We start from the raw sequence: 17,627 nt of genomic DNA on the forward strand, positions 1-17,627 counted from the left end.
ATTCTAACTTAAATCTAACTTATTTAGTTAATTCTAAGTCGATTTCGGATTGTTTTACAATATATGCTATCGGGTAATTTAAAACAAGGGAATTTATAGGAGGTTGATGATGAAGTCCAAACCGTTAATCTTAAGTGGATTTATGACAATAGTAGTCAGTTTAGCGCTGCTACTCTTTGTTGTGTATTATTATCCAACTGGATCTGATAACACTTGGGGAGGGATAGGCATACTATTGATATCACTGATTTTGGGTTTAGTTGGGTTATTAATCATAACGATAGGGTCAGTCGTGATATTAAGGGAGAAACATCTTGAAAAGGTATGGGTAAAAAGAAACAGGGAGTGAAGATCAATAAGTACTCACAAGAAATACGCAGCCATTAATGCATTCCCAAGCGGAATCATTGCCTTACTTTTTGTTACGTTCTTTGCGGGAGGTGCTATAGGGGAGAATTACACCGACGACACCAATGTTAATCCTGAAGCATTACTTGCTATTCCCATTTGGTTAATTTGCGTTTTAATCGCATTCCATTAAAAGTTTTTCGTTACTGGGGTAGTTTTAATGTATGTTCTGCCTCTTATATCAGTACTTATTTTACTTTATTGGGGAAATCGTTAACATTGTCTATTACAGACAATGTTTTTTTATTTAGATTGAAGGGTTCTTTAGCAAGGGGTTAATGACCGAATGTATGGTTGGGTATGTAACTATTAGAATTCAATTAGTGGAGGTATTCCGGCTTCAGGTAACAAAAAAGCGAAAACCGTAAAGAGAATGAAAAAAGATGAGAACATTAATGTGATCAGACCGGATACTATTTTCTTTTCTATAAAAATAGAAAATATCGACATAATAAAAGCACCCACAGATAAAGTGGTCCAAAATGAGAATTCTACATAAACATTCGACGATATAATCCCGAAAAATCCAATAGTTACATAGTTAATTAGGAATAATAGAACAAGTAAAATGGATATCCGTTTGAATCTATTCTGTTTCTTCTTTATTGTAATCACCTCTAAGTGTTAAATCGTTTATCTATCCAGTGTTGTGTTTAGAATGTTAACTTCATTATACCTCTTTCATGCACAAAAAAAGAACTGACATTCAGTTCTTCTTTACTAACCAAGATAGTAGGTTCTTGCCTTCCTCAATCGTTAATCTACGGTTAATGATAGAATCAACGATTGAAATCCAGGCTGAATAAATCACCGGTCCTAACCCGTTTATCTTCGTTTCTCCACACAAGTCCTCAATAAATAGATAGACTTTGTTCGCTTCAAGGCTTAGAGAATCAGTAAATAAGTTAGCCATATCCTTTTTAATCACAAAGTCTAACCCTGTTTTTAAAGCAGCTTCGATTTTTTCAAAAGGCGTATCAAATAATTCAATGACTCCTTCCATTCTGTCGACGATCCTTTGTTCTACCTCTCTTTTAATGATATCTAGAAGTTTTGATTTCGACCCAAAGTGATGATAGATCGCTCCAGTTGTTACGTTTGCGTTTTTGGCTATCTCATGAATATTCGTATCTTCAAATCTTTGCTTAGTAAAAGTCTCTAATGCACTCGATAATATCTTTTCTTTTGTGCTTCCTGGTAGTGGGATATATTCTTTCATAGAAACGATTGTAACATATTGACATACATACGTAAAATGATTATGATTTACGTAATCTAATTATGTACTCAATAGGAGGAATTTGTTAATGAGACTTGCTTTTTTATGCCATCCGACAACAGACTTAAAAAGGGCGCTCTCTTTTTATCGTGAACAACTGGGATTGGAAGAAGCTTGGAGAGAAGGAAGTCATACAGTCGCACTAAAAATTGAGGGAAACAATGAGGTTCAATTAATGGTTGAAACGGGTGAAAATGTACCAGCAGGAGGCGTTTTTATCGTAGACGACGTTAACAAGTTCTATGAAGAGAATCAATCAACCCTCGATTTCATTAAAGAACCATGTGATATACCGCCGGGAAGGTATGCTATTTTTAATGATATCGACAGTAATCCTCTAAGAATCATTGATATGACTAATGAAACGTATGGTAAATAAAACCAATGTATCTAGTTCTTCATTTATATCCAGTGCAGCAAAAGTATGTAGAGGAATTATTAAAGGTTAATCATAAAGCAGCGAATATTTACAAAGAGTATGGCGCTATAGAAGACAAAACATTAAAGCACAATCCTAAAAAAGGAAACCTTGGAGCTTGTATGAGGAGTTATGACATAAAGGAGAACGAAGTCTACATTATGAAGAGACCATACTAAAAGTGAATCAAGACAACAGGATTGGTGAGTTATTTAATCAATTTAAAAAGATAGTAGATGTAAGCAGAGTCATTGATGCAGAGTTTGAAGTGGAGTAATTTTTAAATTTAAAGAGTTAATAAACGAACTTGTCACTAAATGAAGTTATCAATTTGAAAAATTTGGGTATGGTTGTTCATAGAGATGTATAGTCATCAAGGGGGCAACGATATGAAAAAGCCATTAAAAAATTTATCATTTCTATTGTTTAGTATTGGTCTATTCGGCTGCAATCAACTTGAGAATGAAGTGGAAGAACTGGAACAGAAATATGGAATTGAGATGCAAATCAATGAAATCGGAGATCGAGATCCAGAAACTATTCCTACGTTTGATAGAGATGAGGTTGAAACGCTATTAACCTACGTCAAAATGTTCAAAGAAGAAGAGCAACAAGAAGGGCATACAAGTCATTATCTTGGGGATGCTCTTTTAGAGTCAGTTCGAACAGGTGACGAAGAGGAAATACCCGTAGATTCCTATCGTCTATATCTGGGGACAAAAGGAGAGGAAGTCGATGTATATAATCTGTTGACAACCATTAACTTTTATTCAGATCGTGATGGTATGGTAGTAGCTGGTGTTGATGCTGTAAGGACTGGGAGAGGCGGAATGAATTGGCAACAAAGTGCAGGGGAAATCATTGATGCAAATCAAGAACAGGCAGAATTTTATCTAGAAGGTGAGTGGCTCGGTGAGTTTATTTATGAAGGAAAGATCTTGTCTTTTACTGAACCTAATGTTTTATCATTTATCTTGACGCAGGAGGAAATAGAGGAGTATCGACAGCAGGCCAGTAATATAGATGCTGTATCCTAAAAATGAATTTCACAACAACCTCTATAATAAAAGTAAGCGTTATGCATGGAGTAAAGGAGGGTTTTATATGTTAAAGAAAACATTAGTATTCACTTTATTTTCTGTTGGCTCCTTAATAGGTGTGCTTTCACTTCAAACAGCACTTGGCGAGGATGAAATATCTGATTATTCATTAAACGATGCAGGAGAAACGTATCGATCGGCGTTATATGCTGCATCTTCAGCAGATGAGCCTGATCTAATCCAGGCTATGGAGTAGATGGAACAGAAGGATATGTAAAAAAAGTAGATTTAGACAGGGTCACTGGAGGAGCCGAGGTACCGAAATCACCTGAAGAAGCGTTAGCAAAGCAAGCGGAACGAGAAAGGAATCAAGATACAGACATTCCTTTATACGAGTCAGATGGGGAAACGGTTATCGGTGTGTTTACTATCGCTATTAGTGCTGAATGATAGTAGTTTTGATAACTCTCAGTAGCTATTAACATATGATCTTTTAGTTCCAGTTGAAATTAAGATATAATGGTACTTTTCATTATGTCTGGGGGTTTCAAAACGTGTTAAAAAAGATAAGTTTTATTTTACCGATTCTCATGTTGGTTGCATGCCAATATGATGTAAGTGGAGCTGCAATGGTGGAAATAACAGAAAGATTTGAGGATGAAGGGAACTCTTACATAAAAGTTAAAAATCAAGGTGACGAGGTTTATACACTAGAAGTAGATGAGAATGTATTTAATCTCGTAGAAGTAAATGAAGAATATTTTGTTTCGTATAAGAGTGACAAAGATAGAGTGGGGTTCTTGGAAACTATTGAACCGAAATAAATAGATTGAGTAAAAGCGAACTGGAAACTGCTTAGTTCGCTTTTTGTATTGTTTTATAAGCAAGCTACAGGGTAGATTTTATTTATGAGGAGTTTTTTAGACTAACAGTTCGTATTACATTGGAGGTCATATAATGAGCAGACGTTTAAAAAGAGCATTCTTCATTTCGTTAAGTTCGGCTGCCATCATGACGTTAATAGGATTTATACTGGGAGGGGAATTCTACTGGCAGGGTGTTGTTGGTTTTGCCTTAGGAGGTTTTTTCGGAGGGTATTATATTTTTCCTTATCGGAAATAAAGAAAATTTTAAATGAGTGAATAGAGGTGAATATTGTTGATGAATCAGTATGGAGACGATTTATTTAAAGGGACCGCTACATATTATTCAAAGTACAGACCTATGTATCCGCCCACTTTAATCCGGTTTTTAATTGAGACGTTCAAGTTGAACGGTAAAGAGAAGATGCTTGATATAGGTTGTGGGACTGGTCAATTAACAGTGAGATTTGCAGACTGGTTTGAGAGGATCGTTGCTATAGATACCGATCCTGAGATGCTGCTTGTGGCCAAGCGTCTTTGTGAAGAATTAAGAGTAGATAATATTGAGTTTTTTAACGCCTCCTTGAAAAACTATCAGAATAGGAACCAAGAGAGTTTTACTCTTGTAACGATTGCTAAGGCCTTTCATTGGCTGAATCGAGAAGAGACACTTGTAACCTTATACGAACTGTTACCAGATCATGGAGGAGTTGCAATCATCGATTGTTACTCACCAAATACTGAATGTTTGCCTTGGCAGAAGAAGCTAAATGAAGTTGTAAGAGAGTGGTATGGGGAAGAAAGAAGAGCAGGGAATACAACCTATACGCACCCAACTCTAAGTCATCAAGAAGTTGTTCTAAACTCACCATTTCTATTAGAAGAATATCAATTACCTAGTTATGAGCATGTTTGGTCAATTGACTCGATCATTGGCAACCTTTATTCAACTTCCTATGGGACACACAGGTTTCTTGGAGAGAAAAAGGATCAATTTGAAAAGCATCTTAGAGAAGAGTTACTTGCTATAGATGAGTCAGGTGTTTTTAAAGAAGAAATGACGTTATCCGTTCTTTTAGCTATGAAGAAATAAGCTCGATATCTGAAGCGTTGTAAGATCATCTCCTCTAGATCGCTTGAATCATATTCCATATACGAGCATTTCATTTTGATGTATACTAAACGTACTACAAAAATTTAATAGGAATTGTTTATAGGAGGAGCCTGTCACCAGGGGATGATTATGTCCATTTGGTGATGGGCTTTTTGCGTTTTATAAAGGAGATGATCAGAATGCTAGTAAAGATCGAACACATACTATTTAAGAGAAGTCACGTCATTCCTTTAACACAATTAAAAGGTCATATCACATATATAGGAAAAAAGGTCTCGGGTAATACCCCTTATTTTGATCATGAGCACAACCAAACATCAAAGACTCGATTTATTAAGGTAATGAGTAGCCTTCCTTCAAAGGGAAATGACTGTGGCTATCGGATCGTTATTCATTTTAATAAAGAGGTTTCGGGTTATGACGAAGAATCTATAAAACAGTTCATAAGAATGAGTATGGATGATTTGCAAAAATTGATTGGATATAGAATTGATTGGTTGGGCATTAATCACTTCAGTCATGAAGATGTTTCTCCCCATACTCATCTCATTATTTGTGGGTATAATCTAGTGAATCAGGTGAAAATCAATTTGAATTCGTATCATTTTTTACAATTGGAGAAGAGTCTCCTCTCACAGTTTTCATCAAATCTATATGAACGTTTGTAATTTAACGAAACCTTAATGAAATTTCAAAATGACACACCTATAAATTATATACGATTAGAATGAATCCATATGTATAAGCTGGGGTGAGGATATGGCAAAACTTCTAATGTATTTATTAAGTGTTTCGTCCCTGTTCACTTTGTTGGGGTGTACATTAGATGATCAGAAGGAAATGAATACTAGGATTGAAGGAAGATTCTTGAAGTTAGCTGATGGTCAAAGTATTTTGGTTAATGATCAAGGAATTACGGTTATGGAAAGTGAACTCGATCAAGGTGAGGCATGTAAGGACGTTAAGGTTGGTGACAAGATCGCAATCAATGCGAACGCAGTGAATGACAGTGAACCTGCCTCTGCAAATGTTGCATCTTGTACATTAATAGAGGAAGGGGAACTGAATGAAGTACCAAATAAAACGTTAGATCGTCTCCAAGAAATGGGATGGGTCGTTGACCAACCAGAATAACTGACACAAAAAAACTAGTTGAAGAGATTTTTATCTGGATTTCAGGTTTGAACTTTAGAAAAATGGGTATAAAGATTTTGATAAACAATATCAGTTGAACTTGAATACTATACAGTAAGGAGCGACTACCATATTCTTCTATTCTATTAAGTTTACTAGCGGACAAAATTATTACTTTGGCTCATCCTCTTTCTTAGAAAATCCAAACGATATTACCTCTTATGCAATCGCAAAGGGGTTTATGTACAAGCAGGATATCTTAAGTGTGCTTGCTGCAAGAAGAGTACGATCAGACCAAATTAAGGGTGTGGCGAAGGTCATTTGAAGCACGTATATTTACTTGTACGATAGTTAAATCGTACAACATTGAGATGATAATGATACGCATATAAAACGTCATTCACACGTAAGTGGATGACGTTCTTTTTTATGAAATTGAGTATACTAGAACCAATCTTACTTATACGAATGGGGGATTACCATTGAAAATTGTACAAGTCACAGAAGAAACGAAAGAGAGTTTGAACTTACCAAATGAACCGTTTCAGTTAGTTGGTGATTTAGTTGTAACGAGGCCGGGGGATCAATGGGAGTATCACGAGCGAGTCTTTGAGAATCCGAAGGAGAAAACGTTTCCAGAAGAAAACTACTCACTTGAGAACATCAATCAAAAGGGGTTTGCCATAGCTGCATATGAACAAGATGAATGTGTTGGTTTGGCGGTATTTGAAATGGGATGGAATAAATACTGTTATCTAAGTGATCTCAAGGTAAAGGCGAGCCATCGAGGTAGAGGCATATCTAAACAGATGCTTGATTTTGCGATTAACCTAGCTAAAGAAAAGAATTGTAAGGGCTTAAGTACAATCGCCCAAGCCTATAATCTAGCTGCAAATCGTTTTTATCTGAAGTATGGATTTGAAATAGGAGGGTTAAACACAAGAGATTACGAATTTACATCTGAAAGAGGAAATGCGGATATTTATTATTATCTAAACTTTTGAGAAACAATTTAAGCTAATAAGACCTTTAAGTATCTTTTTAGATACTATACCACATATAAGTGCGTACTTCTTAAAATGTAAAGATGGATCTATACTATATGTATTAATTCGAGAGTGATCTCAATTAAATAGATATATAGGGGGATTCAGTTATGAACTTTAAAGATAAAGTAATTATCGTGACAGGTGCAGCAGGCGGCATCGGGAAAGAAGTTGTAAAGAAAGTATCTGCTGGGGGAGCTAAGGTTGTATTGGTTGATTTAAATAAAGAAGCAATCGAGGCAGTCCAGTCTGAGCTATCTTTAACTGAAAAGAATAGCCTTGTTGTACAGGCTGACGTATCTAGTGAAGAGAGCGTGAAACACTACGTTGAACACACAGTGGCTACATTTGGTCGCATTGATGGCTTTGTGAATAACGCAGGTGTAGAAGGACCAGCTAAGCCAATTGAAGAAATTACTGAAAAAGAGTTTGATTTCGTATACGGAATTAATGTAAAAGGTGTCTTGTTTGGTTTAAAATACGTGTTGCCGGTCATGAAACAACAACAGGCTGGTTCCATTGTAAATACGTCTTCTGTAGCTGGATTAACAGGAGCGCCAACTATGGGATTGTATAATTCTTCAAAACATGCTGTGATGGGGATTAACAAAGTAGCTGCCTTAGAATCAGCTGCTCATAATGTTCGTGTGAACACAGTAAACCCTGGGGTGATTAACACTCAAATGATGCGTAATATTGAAGCAAATGTTTCAGAGGATGCAGAGGCTGCTAAACATGCATACAACGATGCCGTTCCAATGAAACGGTACGGTGAGCCGGATGAAGTTGCAAACCTGATTGCATTCCTATTATCAGATGAAGCTGCTTACGTTACTTCGTCTTCATACACAATTGATGGTGGATTATTCAACGTATAATAGAGAAATAGAAGCATACTAGTTTAACGACTAGTGTGCTTTTTTTGTAGAAAAGAAAAAGGATAATTTTTCAAAATTTAAACTATAATGAAAGGTAGATTACGATAAGGAGGGCACGATGAAGAAATATATCATGGTATTGTTTGTCATGCTCATCGGTGGAGGTTGTGGATTTAGAACATTAGAACCAGGAGAGTGTAGACAGTACGGAGCTATTGAGGCATCGCTTGAATGGATTCCTTTTACAGACTCTGTGAAGCAAGCGGATCTTATTGCAGAAGTTGAAATTCTGGATAATGAGACGGTTTTTGAAAATATGTGTAAGACCAAGCACAGTGCAAAAGTGGTGCAGACTCTAGTCGGGGAAGCAGAAGGGGAGATAACGTTTTTGCAATCAGGATCGGATAGAGTGCTTTTTAATCAAAATCAGATCTTCGAGGCAGGTGACACCTATCTTCTCCTTCTACGTCAGACCACGAGCGGAAGTATGGCTGATTATTGGATTTACGGTGAAGAACTTGGAACGTATCATATTGATGGAGACGTTCTTAAAAGAAAAATAGAAGATGAAGAATTAACATCGATTGAACCAGTAAATCATGACGACTTCTTAGGGCCGGATATTCGGCAGGTAGTTGATAGAGAAGCTTTTAACAGCTTAGTAGAGGAAATACGTGAATAGGTATGTACCCTAACTTGTGTCTAATGATGCAGGCATAAGCAACCAGAAAATGTTAGGAGGTTTCTATGATGCCGATCTCGAAAGATAGTAGTAGAAGATTCATCATGATCATGTTACCTGTATTTTTAGTGAATTTAATCTTTATGCTTACGTTACCGAGTCATGTGAGGATGTTGATTGTATTCGTAATCTATACGATTGCAATGATTGTCTTTTTAATTTGGACGATCGTTTCTAAAAGAAAAAAACAAACATAGTGAGTGCACGACAAGGAGGGGCAATGGAGGACAACGATTGCGTATTTTGTGACATTGTTCATAAGAAGGTCAATTCATATATGATTAATCAAACGAAGAATACGACTGCTTTTTTAGACAGTAATCCAATCGCAGACGGTCACATGCTTGTCGTACCAAATAAGCATGTGGAAACACTTGATCAATTGGATGATGCAAAGATTGCGAGCGAGCTGATGCAATCAGTCATAGGTGCTGCTACTCTTTTAGTGAAAGCAGGAGTTTGCTCGGATTATTCTATACTCCAAGATAATGGAGAACATGCAGAGCAAGACATCAAACATGTTCATTTTCACATCATTCCTAGACATGCTAATGATCATGTTCAATTTAATCTTAAGACGAATTTAGATGCACTACAGGAAGAATCAAAAGTTAAAATATATAACAGACTAATAGCTACCAATGGAGGCATCTAATGAATATATCCATAATGAAACCAAGTGATATTAAAGAAGTAAAGAATATTGCCGAGCTTAGCTGGCACGATACGTATGATGGCATAATCCCTGTTGAAGTTAGAACAAAATTTCTCAGTGAAGCGTACAATGAGGACGTTTTGCTTATGAGACTGGAGCGGTCCCCCTTTTATGTAGCGAAGGTGGATAATCAAGTGCTCGGGTTTGCTAATTTTTCGAATAAAAAAGAGAACGGGGACGTGGACCTTGCTGCAATCTACTTACATCCAGCCTATCAAAAAAAGGGACTAGGATCAGCCTTACTTGCATATGGATGTAAGCAATTAAAGCCTAACCAGGTATTTGTTGAAGTCGAGTCTGATAACGTAAAGGGGAAAAGCTTTTACGAAAAAAAGGGTTTTATAGTGGTGGATACCTTTGATGATGTCTTTGACGGACATATTCTGAAAACAGTACGGATGTCGTTGAACGTATCTGAATAGCAAGATCATCTCTTATTGGCGTACACTCTAGCCATGCTCGAAGGAATAAATGTAATTGTATAAAGTCCACTCAACTCTTCTTTTAATCTCTTTGTTAACTGTACACCAGCCTTATTATGATTATCCTCCATCTCGATTCCATTTGGGATTAGTGCATCTGAATCCCAATCAATCCATTTTCCGTAGAGTTCAGCCCATGCCCCAAGCTCTTCGGCTAAAGAAGTAGATAGATTGAACTCAGTACACTCGAGATTAAACCCACAAATTTTACACCAAAGTGGATCAGCACCCACATCTGCTTCTACTTTTAATGCTTTAAGTGTCGTACATGCACAACTCATCCTTAGTACCTTCTTTCCTATAAAAAGCGCATTAGACTATAACTAATGCGCTTTTTTATTTTTTCAGGTTTCTATAAAAAGAAAGATAGCAACAACAGCTGATCCAACAGAGATCGCTCGAAACAAAGAAGCTTTATCTTCAAGTATAATTATACTGCAAAAGTATGATTTGGGGATATCTGAACGAGTTTAATAGAACGTGCAGTCCATTCCTTAGTAAGATAAAATACAAGTAGCTTCAAACTACACGATAGAACAAAGCGGGTGCAGAATGTGAATAAAGCAATATTTGTTGATATTGACGGAACATTAGTAAATGATAATGGTGTCATTCCAGAGTCTGCTAGACATGCGATCCAAGCAGCTAGAAACAAGGGGAATCTTGTATTTATCTGTACAGGTCGATCGATCGCAGAAATATATCCGGACATTCTTGATGTAGGATTTGATGGAATTATTGGAGCAGCAGGTGGCTATATTGAACACGGGAACGAAGTCTTGCTGCATGAACGTATCCAAAAAGAACAGGTTCAATTATTAGTGGATTTCTTTAATAAGCATGAGATCGATTTCTATTTAGAATCAAATGGTGGGTTGTTTGCGAGTATCAATTGCAAGAGTCATCTACAATTAATTATTGATCAATTTATTAAAGAGAACCCAGACTCTGAAGATGAAATTAAGAATGGCTTGCAGCCTTTCTATGATGTATTAATTGAAGGAGAGGATTTAGTTAGAGATGACATTAACAAAATCTCTTTCTTAGGATCAGATATTCCATTTGATGAGATAAAGAATTACTTCCAATCTCATTTTACTGTGATCCCTAGCACTGTTCCAATGTTTGGAGAAAATAGTGGGGAGTTATCTCTTCAAGGGATCCACAAGGCCACAGCCATTGAGAAGTTAATCAAACATCTAAACATTGATAAAGAGAACACATTCGGCTATGGGGATGGACTTAATGATATTGAGATGCTTCAATTTGTGAATCATGGAATTGCGATGGGGAATGCGAAGAGAGCTGTTATGGACGTAGCTGATGATGTAACAGGTAGTCCAGATGAAGACGGGATATTAAATAGTTTTAAAAAGTATCACTTAATTTAATCTTACGAAAAGCACCAAGGCTGTTAGAGCTTTGGTGCTTGTTTAATAATTCGTCTTAAAGTTATTTGCTTGCAAGAGGGATGTTAGTGTGTGGAGCAGATCTTCAATGAGTGCTAAGACATCTCCTCCCATCCAGCTTCCGGGAAGAAAGTCAGGAGGTAACATCGGATCTTTATCTAATAATTCTTCTTTTATCGTAGTTAACTTTAGTAGCTGGGAAATGAGAAATTGATCATCAACATGTGACTGACTTGTAAAATTAATAAGTTCATCTTTTAAATTGTTTACAAGTTTTAGTTGTTCAGAATACATAGAAGATATATGATCCAGATCCCACACTCTTCTGATCGAATTGGCCCCAGAGAATCCCTCTTCGGTTATCTTATTAAATAGAAAATCATTACTTCTGACAATAGTTACGTAATTTTCTATTTCTAACGTATCAATTGTGTCTATAATCTTTTCGCTGATATCCCAAGGATATACATAGACGTTATTATAAAGGTGTCCGAACCCTCCGTTAATTAAAAAAGTGCGAAAGCTATCTCGTTTTTTCCGCTGTGCTTCAGGTATACCTATTAGGACTATAAGCCATTGACCATCCCATTTATTATAATAAAAATTAGGCTTAGGATTTGTCTCTAAAAAAAGCGACAATCCTTTTTTTGTTGGGCTATATATTCCTCGTTTTTCTGTATAGACGTATTCAAGTTGTTTCATTTTTGCTAATGCATTTCTTATCGACTGTTTGGTAAACCCTTGGTTTAAGAGAGCAGATACAATTATTTTGCTCTCTAGAGTATTAAATTTATTTAAAAGAAATATGATTTGCTTTTCAAGAGTCATGTATTCATCCCCCAATTAAGATCATAACATCACATAATTATTATTCAATCCTAAAAGCATTGACAAAAAAGCGGCCTATATATACTATTTTATATAACGATCGTAATTTTTATATTATAAATAGGGAGGCTGAGGCATGGAGCAATATGATGAGATTAATGAATTTAAATTAAACCAAGTATTAGACAGGACAGGTGAGGTAACGAACTCTGAGTTAATGCCGGATCTAACTAAAGAGCAGCTTATTACACTTATGGAGAGGATGGTTTATGTACGCATATTTGATGAAAGATGTGTTTCATTGAGTAAGCAGGGTAGGTTAGGATTTTATGCTCCAGTTGCTGGACAGGAAGCGAGTATGATAGGCAGTCAATATGTGTTAGAAAAAGATGATTGGATCTTGCCTGGTTACCGTGATTTACCGCAAATCCTATACCATGGTGTACCTATGTCTCAGATATTTCTCTGGTCCAAAGGACATCATCAAGGCGGTCAGATGCCTGATAATGTAAACGTAACACCTCCTCAAATTATAATTGGAGCTCAGATTGTTCAGGCAGCTGGTGTGGGATTAGGGTTAAAGAAAAAGAGAAAAGAAAATATTGTACTAACCTACACAGGAGATGGGGGCTCATCACAAGGTGATTTTTACGAAGGATTAAACTTTGCAGGTGCATTTAAGACGCCAACAGTTGTTATTGTCCAGAACAATCAGTACGCAATCTCTACTCCATACGAGAAACAAACTGCTGCACAAACAATAGCTCAAAAAGCTGTAGCAGCAGGAATTAAAGGAGTAAGAGTGGATGGGATGGATGTATTAGCTACATATGCGGTAACGTTGGAAGCTAGAAAACGAGCGATCTCGTTAAATGAACCGACACTTATTGAAGCTGTGACCTATCGATATGGTCCTCACTCGATGTCTGGAGATAATCCTGAACTTTACAGATCAAAGGATTCTGAATCTGAATGGATAAAAAGAGAGCCTCTTCATCGATTTAGAGTATTTCTCCAAAAGCAAAATTTGTGGACAGAAGATCAAGAAGAACAAGTAATAGAAAAAGCAAAAGAAGATATAAAAACGGCAATTAAAGAAGTGTAAGCAACAAAAAGGTCATCTATTAATGATTTAGTTGAAAATATGTTTGAAAAATAATCTATTTTAAAATAAGTTTGATTGAGCAAGAGATCAATAAAAAGGAAACAGTGTTTGTCTCTAAACTTGAAATTTGAACCCGATGTGATAAGATAAAATCAAAATTACTTGTAACTTTATCATAACCTTTAAGTTAAATCATATAACTAAGACTTCCTAGGGTTCCGCTTTATTGTAAAGGACTGGACCAAGAGGAAGCGCAAAGATTTGTCTTTGTACACGGAGGGATAAAAGCCCGGGAGAGACGCAACCTAGTTGTGTCATCTCCCGGGCTTTTTTATATATAAGGAGGAATTGATGATGAAAAATGTTCAGTGGATATTGGTTATTATTGCAGCAGTTTTTGAGGTTGGTTGGGCAACTGGGTTAAAATATGCAGATTCATCTGTAGCGTGGTTATTAACGATCATCGCTATCGTCTTCAGTTTTGGTTTGTTGATTGTAGCCTCTACCAGATTACCTACTAGTACCGTGTATGCTGTATTCGTGGGATTAGGGACAGTTGGTACGGTTATAGTCGATATCTTCTATTTTGGAGCAGGTGTGAATGTTGGACTCATTCTATTTATCGCCTTGTTAATTACGGGAGTCATTGGCCTAAAGTTTGCTACAACAGAGAAGAGGGAGGTAGATAGAGGATGAGCTGGGTCATACTTATTATCGCAGGATTACTCGAGGTTGTTGGTGTGAATGGAATACAAAGGTTAGTCAAAGGTGAGAAAATAATGGGTATTCTATTTATGATCTTTGGATTTTCTATTAGCTTAGCACTCTTGGGAATGGCCATGGAGCACATCCCACTCGGTGTAGCTTATGCTGTGTGGACTGGGATGGGGACAGTAGGGAGTGTTTTACTGGGGATGTTATTTTATAACGAATCAAAAGATGCCAAGCGGATGTTCTTCTTGAGTCTGATCATCATTGCTGTGATTGGATTAAGGATCGTAACGATTTAAAGGAAGTATATGAAGGAGCGTCGAATGATTCTCTAGAAGGGGGGATCTACGTTGAACGAACTAGCTACTCAATATTGGCATAACTTCTGGGAGAGTGAAAATCTTACCGGAAAAGTAGTGGAAGCGGGTCAATTCGGTGATCAACCAGATCACTTACTTGAGTTGGTTATAAACGGTGTAAAGACAGCGACATGTTACGGTGCAATTTTTTATACCATTGAAAATAAAAGAACGCCTCAACCAGGAGATTACAGCATTATTCTTGATAGTAAAGATAATCCACGAGCTATTATTCAATTAACTAAGGTTGAAATGGTACCCATGAACAAAGTTACCGAAGGGTTTGCAGTAGCTGAAGGTGATGGTACTTATGAGAATTGGTACGAGATTCATAGAAAATTTTTCTATGAGAAGTGTCGCGAAGCAAAGATCGAGTTTCATGAAGCGATGACTCTGGTGTGCCAGACATTTCAGTTGGTTCACGTGAAGCATTCTTAGTCTGGGGAGGTACTCATTTGAGGTTTTTTATTGCTTTTCTCACTTCTTATATCTTACTCATACTCCTTATATGTCTCCTGTTACTTGTAGCTGGTGACTTTGACTTTACCTTCCTAATCATTTTTCTCTATTATGCATCACCGGCATTTTTCATATTCATTCCATTGTCTCACTTTTGTATTAGATGGATACGAAACAGATATAAAGTGATACGACCTCTTGCTTATCTACTAGCAGGTTTCGTAAGTGGATTCATTTGTTTACTGTTTATTAGTGAAGGTCGGTTTTACACGGATTGGCCAGCCGCAATGTTCCTACTAGGGGTAAGCTGTGTGAGTCATGTAATCTTTTGTTTCTGTTATCTACTTCGGTGGAAGAACTAAAATCAATGAAACATGTTGAATAAGGGACTAATGTACTCTGGCTTCATTGGTCTTCCCTTTTCCAATGTGATAAGTCTATCTAATGAAATCCAAACTCTCATAATGGATCTAATGTAATCAATAAATCAAATTTTCTTGATTAATCATCTCTAATCCTATACACTTTAATTAATCAAAAAAAGTTGATTAAAGAGGTGAAAGCATGCAGTCTCAAGGTTGTGAACCGAAAGAGTATGATTTTGATGTACTCGAAACACAATTCAAAGCTTTAGCGGATAAGAAACGAATTCAGCTGCTTCATTTATTGAGTACAAAAGGGCAAACCTGCGTGTGTGATTTAGTTGAGGATATGAATATGCCTCAGTCGAAATTGTCCTATCATTTAAAGATCCTAATGAATGCGGACTTACTTACAAAAGAAACAAAGGGGACATGGAGTTATTATGCTGTGAACAAACATGTCATGGATCAACTCTTATCAGAACAATTGTGTTGCGTATTAAAGCCGTCAAATTAATGGCTTTTTTAACTTATTAATCAAAAAAAATTGATGTTAGAAGGGGCGAATAACATGACTTATGTTCACATTGGTTTACATGTTAAAAATTTAGAAGAAAGTAAGACGTTTTACGAGCGTTTTCTGGGAGTTACTCCAGTAAAAGAAAAAGAAAACTACGTAAAGTTTCTAACTGAATCTCCTGCTTTGAACCTGACATTAAAGGAAGAAGAGAAGTTCGAAGGAAATCAGATTAATCATTTAGGTGTTCAAGTTCATTCTGTAGAAGATGTACTTTTCCATAAAACAAGATTAGAAAAGGAAGGTTTCTTTGCAAGAGAAGAAATGGATGTGAATTGCTGTCATGCCATTCAGGATAAATTCTGGGTAACTGATCCAAATGGAATTGAGTGGGAATATTTTTATACGAAAGAGGATGTAAAGTGATGAGAGGGGAACGTTTACTTTGAGTTCGGTGATTTTAGCTTCAGCTATCTTTGTTTTAACGTTAGTTTTTGTCATTTGGCAGCCTAGAAATTTAAATATTGGCTGGTCGGCATGTGGAGGAGCGATTCTTGCTCTTCTAGTAGGTGTTGTATCATTCACTGATGTGATGGACGTAACGAGTATTGTATGGAATGCGACCTTAACCTTTATCGCCATTATTCTTATTTCCTTAATACTTGATGAGATTGGATTGTTTGAGTGGTCGGCCTTACATATGGCCCGAATGGCAAAGGGAAATGCAGTGCTTATGTTTATCTATGTTTGTTTATTAGGATCTGTGGTCGCAGCCTTTTTTGCAAATGACGGGGCGGCACTCATCTTGACTCCCATCGTCTTATCCATGGTACGTTCTCTAAAGTTTAATGAGAAGATGGTGTTTCCATTTATTATCGCAAGTGGTTTTATCGCGGATACGACCTCTTTACCGCTCGTCGTGAGTAATCTTGTCAATATCGTATCTGCTGATTATTTTGGCATTGGATTTGTTGAATACGCATCACGCATGATTGTGCCAAACATCTTTTCCCTTCTAGCAAGTGTTCTTGTTCTCTATCTTTATTTCAGAAAAGACATTCCAAAACGATACGATCATTCGGAGCTACAGGAGCCGGCCGAGGTTATTAAAGATCATAAGATGTTTCGCCTATCATGGCTTATCTTAGCCTTGTTGCTTATTGGTTATTTAGTAAGTGAATTCGTACATATCCCTGTATCCGTTATTGCGGGAGTGATTGCACTTGTTTTCTTAGGATTTGCGAGTAAAAGCAAAGCGGTTGAAACGAAAAAAGTCGTAAGCGGTGCACCGTGGAATATTGTGTTTTTCTCGATTGGTATGTATGTCGTGGTCTATGGGCTTCGTAATGTGGGACTTACAGATCTGCTGTCAAATGTAGTCCAAGTGGCTGCAGATCAGGGACTTTTCCTAGCAACGATGGGCATGGGATTCTTAGCTGCCGTTCTTTCCTCTGTCATGAACAACATGCCTACCGTATTAATTGATGCGATTGCAATAGGGAATACCGAAACGACAGGCATCATAAGAGAAGGTTTAATTTATGCAAATGTTATTGGTGCAGACCTTGGACCCAAAATTACGCCGATTGGTTCACTTGCTACGTTGTTGTGGCTCCATGTGTTAACTCAAAAGGGAGTAAAGATTTCGTGGGGAACGTATTTTAAAACAGGTGTAATCATTACCCTGCCCGTCTTGTTTATCACACTAATGGGTTTATACCTATGGTTACTTATTATTTCTTAAATAAAGGAGCATGT

The 17,627-nt window shown here is 36.8% G+C and carries 24 protein-coding genes, 1 pseudogene and 1 riboswitch; of the genes and pseudogenes, 22 read left to right on the plus strand and 3 right to left on the minus strand.

Annotated elements, in window-relative coordinates; genetic code table 11:
• Positions 1-109 precede the first annotated feature (109 nt).
• A complete protein-coding gene (locus NSQ54_03525; GenBank protein ID WYP27198.1) occupies positions 110-349 on the plus strand; it encodes a hypothetical protein in 240 nt (79 codons plus the stop codon).
• Between the two features lie 765 nt (positions 350-1,114).
• On the opposite strand, the gene NSQ54_03530 is transcribed toward NSQ54_03525, so the two are convergent.
• The gene (locus NSQ54_03530) at positions 1,115-1,627 is read right to left on the minus strand and encodes a TetR/AcrR family transcriptional regulator (GenBank protein WYP27199.1); all 513 of its coding nucleotides are present in this window, start codon (positions 1,625-1,627) and stop codon (positions 1,115-1,117) included.
• A gap of 88 nt (positions 1,628-1,715) precedes the next feature.
• On the opposite strand from NSQ54_03530, the gene NSQ54_03535 reads away from it, so the two are divergent.
• The 13 genes from NSQ54_03535 (at position 1,716) to NSQ54_03595 (ending at position 10,059) form a co-directional block, all read left to right on the plus strand.
• On the plus strand, positions 1,716-2,066 hold the full coding sequence (locus tag NSQ54_03535) for a VOC family protein (protein ID WYP27200.1): 351 nt from the start codon (positions 1,716-1,718) through the stop codon (positions 2,064-2,066).
• Between the two features lie 428 nt (positions 2,067-2,494).
• Positions 2,495-3,142 (plus strand): hypothetical protein, encoded by a 648-nt coding sequence (locus NSQ54_03540; protein ID WYP27201.1) that lies wholly within the window; start codon positions 2,495-2,497, stop codon positions 3,140-3,142.
• A 67-nt stretch (positions 3,143-3,209) separates the two neighbouring features.
• Positions 3,210-3,401, plus strand: coding sequence for a hypothetical protein (locus tag NSQ54_03545; GenBank protein ID WYP27202.1), 192 nt, complete (start codon positions 3,210-3,212; stop codon positions 3,399-3,401).
• Positions 3,402-3,699: 298 nt separating this feature from the next.
• The gene (locus NSQ54_03550; protein WYP27203.1) at positions 3,700-3,969 is read left to right on the plus strand and encodes a hypothetical protein; all 270 of its coding nucleotides are present in this window, start codon (positions 3,700-3,702) and stop codon (positions 3,967-3,969) included.
• A 337-nt stretch (positions 3,970-4,306) separates the two neighbouring features.
• Entirely contained in the window at positions 4,307-5,101 is a 795-nt protein-coding gene (locus NSQ54_03555) for a class I SAM-dependent methyltransferase (protein ID WYP27204.1), read from the plus strand.
• A 200-nt stretch (positions 5,102-5,301) separates the two neighbouring features.
• The gene (locus tag NSQ54_03560; protein ID WYP27205.1) at positions 5,302-5,790 is read left to right on the plus strand and encodes a hypothetical protein; all 489 of its coding nucleotides are present in this window, start codon (positions 5,302-5,304) and stop codon (positions 5,788-5,790) included.
• 91 nt (positions 5,791-5,881) lie between these two features.
• On the plus strand, positions 5,882-6,256 hold the full coding sequence (locus NSQ54_03565) for a hypothetical protein (protein WYP27206.1): 375 nt from the start codon (positions 5,882-5,884) through the stop codon (positions 6,254-6,256).
• A 482-nt stretch (positions 6,257-6,738) separates the two neighbouring features.
• Positions 6,739-7,260 (plus strand): GNAT family N-acetyltransferase, encoded by a 522-nt coding sequence (locus NSQ54_03570; GenBank protein WYP27207.1) that lies wholly within the window; start codon positions 6,739-6,741, stop codon positions 7,258-7,260.
• Between the two features lie 152 nt (positions 7,261-7,412).
• Positions 7,413-8,180 carry an SDR family NAD(P)-dependent oxidoreductase gene (locus NSQ54_03575; GenBank protein WYP27208.1) on the plus strand — a complete coding sequence of 256 codons (768 nt, stop codon included), beginning with the start codon at positions 7,413-7,415 and terminating at the stop codon, positions 8,178-8,180.
• 118 nt (positions 8,181-8,298) lie between these two features.
• Entirely contained in the window at positions 8,299-8,862 is a 564-nt protein-coding gene (locus NSQ54_03580; protein ID WYP27209.1) for a hypothetical protein, read from the plus strand.
• A gap of 68 nt (positions 8,863-8,930) precedes the next feature.
• Positions 8,931-9,119, plus strand: coding sequence for a hypothetical protein (locus tag NSQ54_03585; protein WYP27210.1), 189 nt, complete (start codon positions 8,931-8,933; stop codon positions 9,117-9,119).
• Between the two features lie 23 nt (positions 9,120-9,142).
• Positions 9,143-9,577 carry an HIT domain-containing protein gene (locus NSQ54_03590; protein WYP27211.1) on the plus strand — a complete coding sequence of 145 codons (435 nt, stop codon included), beginning with the start codon at positions 9,143-9,145 and terminating at the stop codon, positions 9,575-9,577.
• A complete protein-coding gene (locus NSQ54_03595; protein ID WYP27212.1) occupies positions 9,577-10,059 on the plus strand; it encodes a GNAT family N-acetyltransferase in 483 nt (160 codons plus the stop codon). The genes NSQ54_03590 and NSQ54_03595 overlap by 1 nt, the downstream gene beginning before the upstream one ends.
• A 5-nt stretch (positions 10,060-10,064) precedes the next feature.
• Here NSQ54_03595 and NSQ54_03600 read toward each other — a convergent pair whose 3' ends face one another.
• Positions 10,065-10,400, minus strand: a complete 336-nt coding sequence (locus NSQ54_03600) for a hypothetical protein (GenBank protein WYP27213.1) — start codon at positions 10,398-10,400, stop codon at positions 10,065-10,067.
• A 273-nt stretch (positions 10,401-10,673) separates the two neighbouring features.
• Between NSQ54_03600 and NSQ54_03605 the strand changes: the two genes are divergently transcribed.
• On the plus strand, positions 10,674-11,510 hold the full coding sequence (locus tag NSQ54_03605; protein ID WYP27214.1) for an HAD family hydrolase: 837 nt from the start codon (positions 10,674-10,676) through the stop codon (positions 11,508-11,510).
• A 42-nt stretch (positions 11,511-11,552) separates the two neighbouring features.
• Here the strand turns inward: NSQ54_03605 and NSQ54_03610 are convergent, their stop codons facing one another.
• Positions 11,553-12,356, minus strand: coding sequence for a PaaX family transcriptional regulator C-terminal domain-containing protein (locus NSQ54_03610; protein ID WYP27215.1), 804 nt, complete (start codon positions 12,354-12,356; stop codon positions 11,553-11,555).
• 136 nt (positions 12,357-12,492) lie between these two features.
• On the opposite strand from NSQ54_03610, the pseudogene pdhA reads away from it, so the two are divergent.
• From pdhA to NSQ54_03645, 7 genes and pseudogenes are all read left to right on the plus strand, one after another.
• Positions 12,493-13,458 (plus strand): annotated as a pseudogene (gene pdhA / locus NSQ54_03615) (pyruvate dehydrogenase (acetyl-transferring) E1 component subunit alpha).
• A 202-nt stretch (positions 13,459-13,660) separates the two neighbouring features.
• Positions 13,661-13,759: riboswitch (guanidine-I (ykkC/yxkD leader) on the plus strand.
• A 56-nt stretch (positions 13,760-13,815) separates the two neighbouring features.
• Positions 13,816-14,157, plus strand: a complete 342-nt coding sequence (locus tag NSQ54_03620; GenBank protein ID WYP27216.1) for a multidrug efflux SMR transporter — start codon at positions 13,816-13,818, stop codon at positions 14,155-14,157.
• Positions 14,154-14,471 carry a multidrug efflux SMR transporter gene (locus NSQ54_03625; GenBank protein WYP27217.1) on the plus strand — a complete coding sequence of 106 codons (318 nt, stop codon included), beginning with the start codon at positions 14,154-14,156 and terminating at the stop codon, positions 14,469-14,471. Before NSQ54_03620 ends, NSQ54_03625 begins: the two co-directional genes overlap by 4 nt.
• Positions 14,472-14,522: 51 nt before the next feature.
• Positions 14,523-14,969, plus strand: a complete 447-nt coding sequence (locus NSQ54_03630) for an ASCH domain-containing protein (GenBank protein ID WYP27218.1) — start codon at positions 14,523-14,525, stop codon at positions 14,967-14,969.
• A gap of 585 nt (positions 14,970-15,554) precedes the next feature.
• Entirely contained in the window at positions 15,555-15,869 is a 315-nt protein-coding gene (locus NSQ54_03635; GenBank protein ID WYP27219.1) for a metalloregulator ArsR/SmtB family transcription factor, read from the plus strand.
• Positions 15,870-15,923: 54 nt separating this feature from the next.
• The gene (locus NSQ54_03640) at positions 15,924-16,295 is read left to right on the plus strand and encodes an ArsI/CadI family heavy metal resistance metalloenzyme (GenBank protein WYP27220.1); all 372 of its coding nucleotides are present in this window, start codon (positions 15,924-15,926) and stop codon (positions 16,293-16,295) included.
• A 19-nt stretch (positions 16,296-16,314) separates the two neighbouring features.
• Positions 16,315-17,613, plus strand: coding sequence for an arsenic transporter (locus tag NSQ54_03645; GenBank protein ID WYP27221.1), 1,299 nt, complete (start codon positions 16,315-16,317; stop codon positions 17,611-17,613).
• The last annotated feature ends 14 nt before the right edge of the window (positions 17,614-17,627 follow it).

The sequence above is a fragment of the Alkalihalobacillus sp. FSL W8-0930 genome (genome assembly GCA_037965595.1).
In the GTDB taxonomy this organism is placed as follows: domain Bacteria; phylum Bacillota; class Bacilli; order Bacillales; family Bacillaceae_D; genus Alkalicoccobacillus.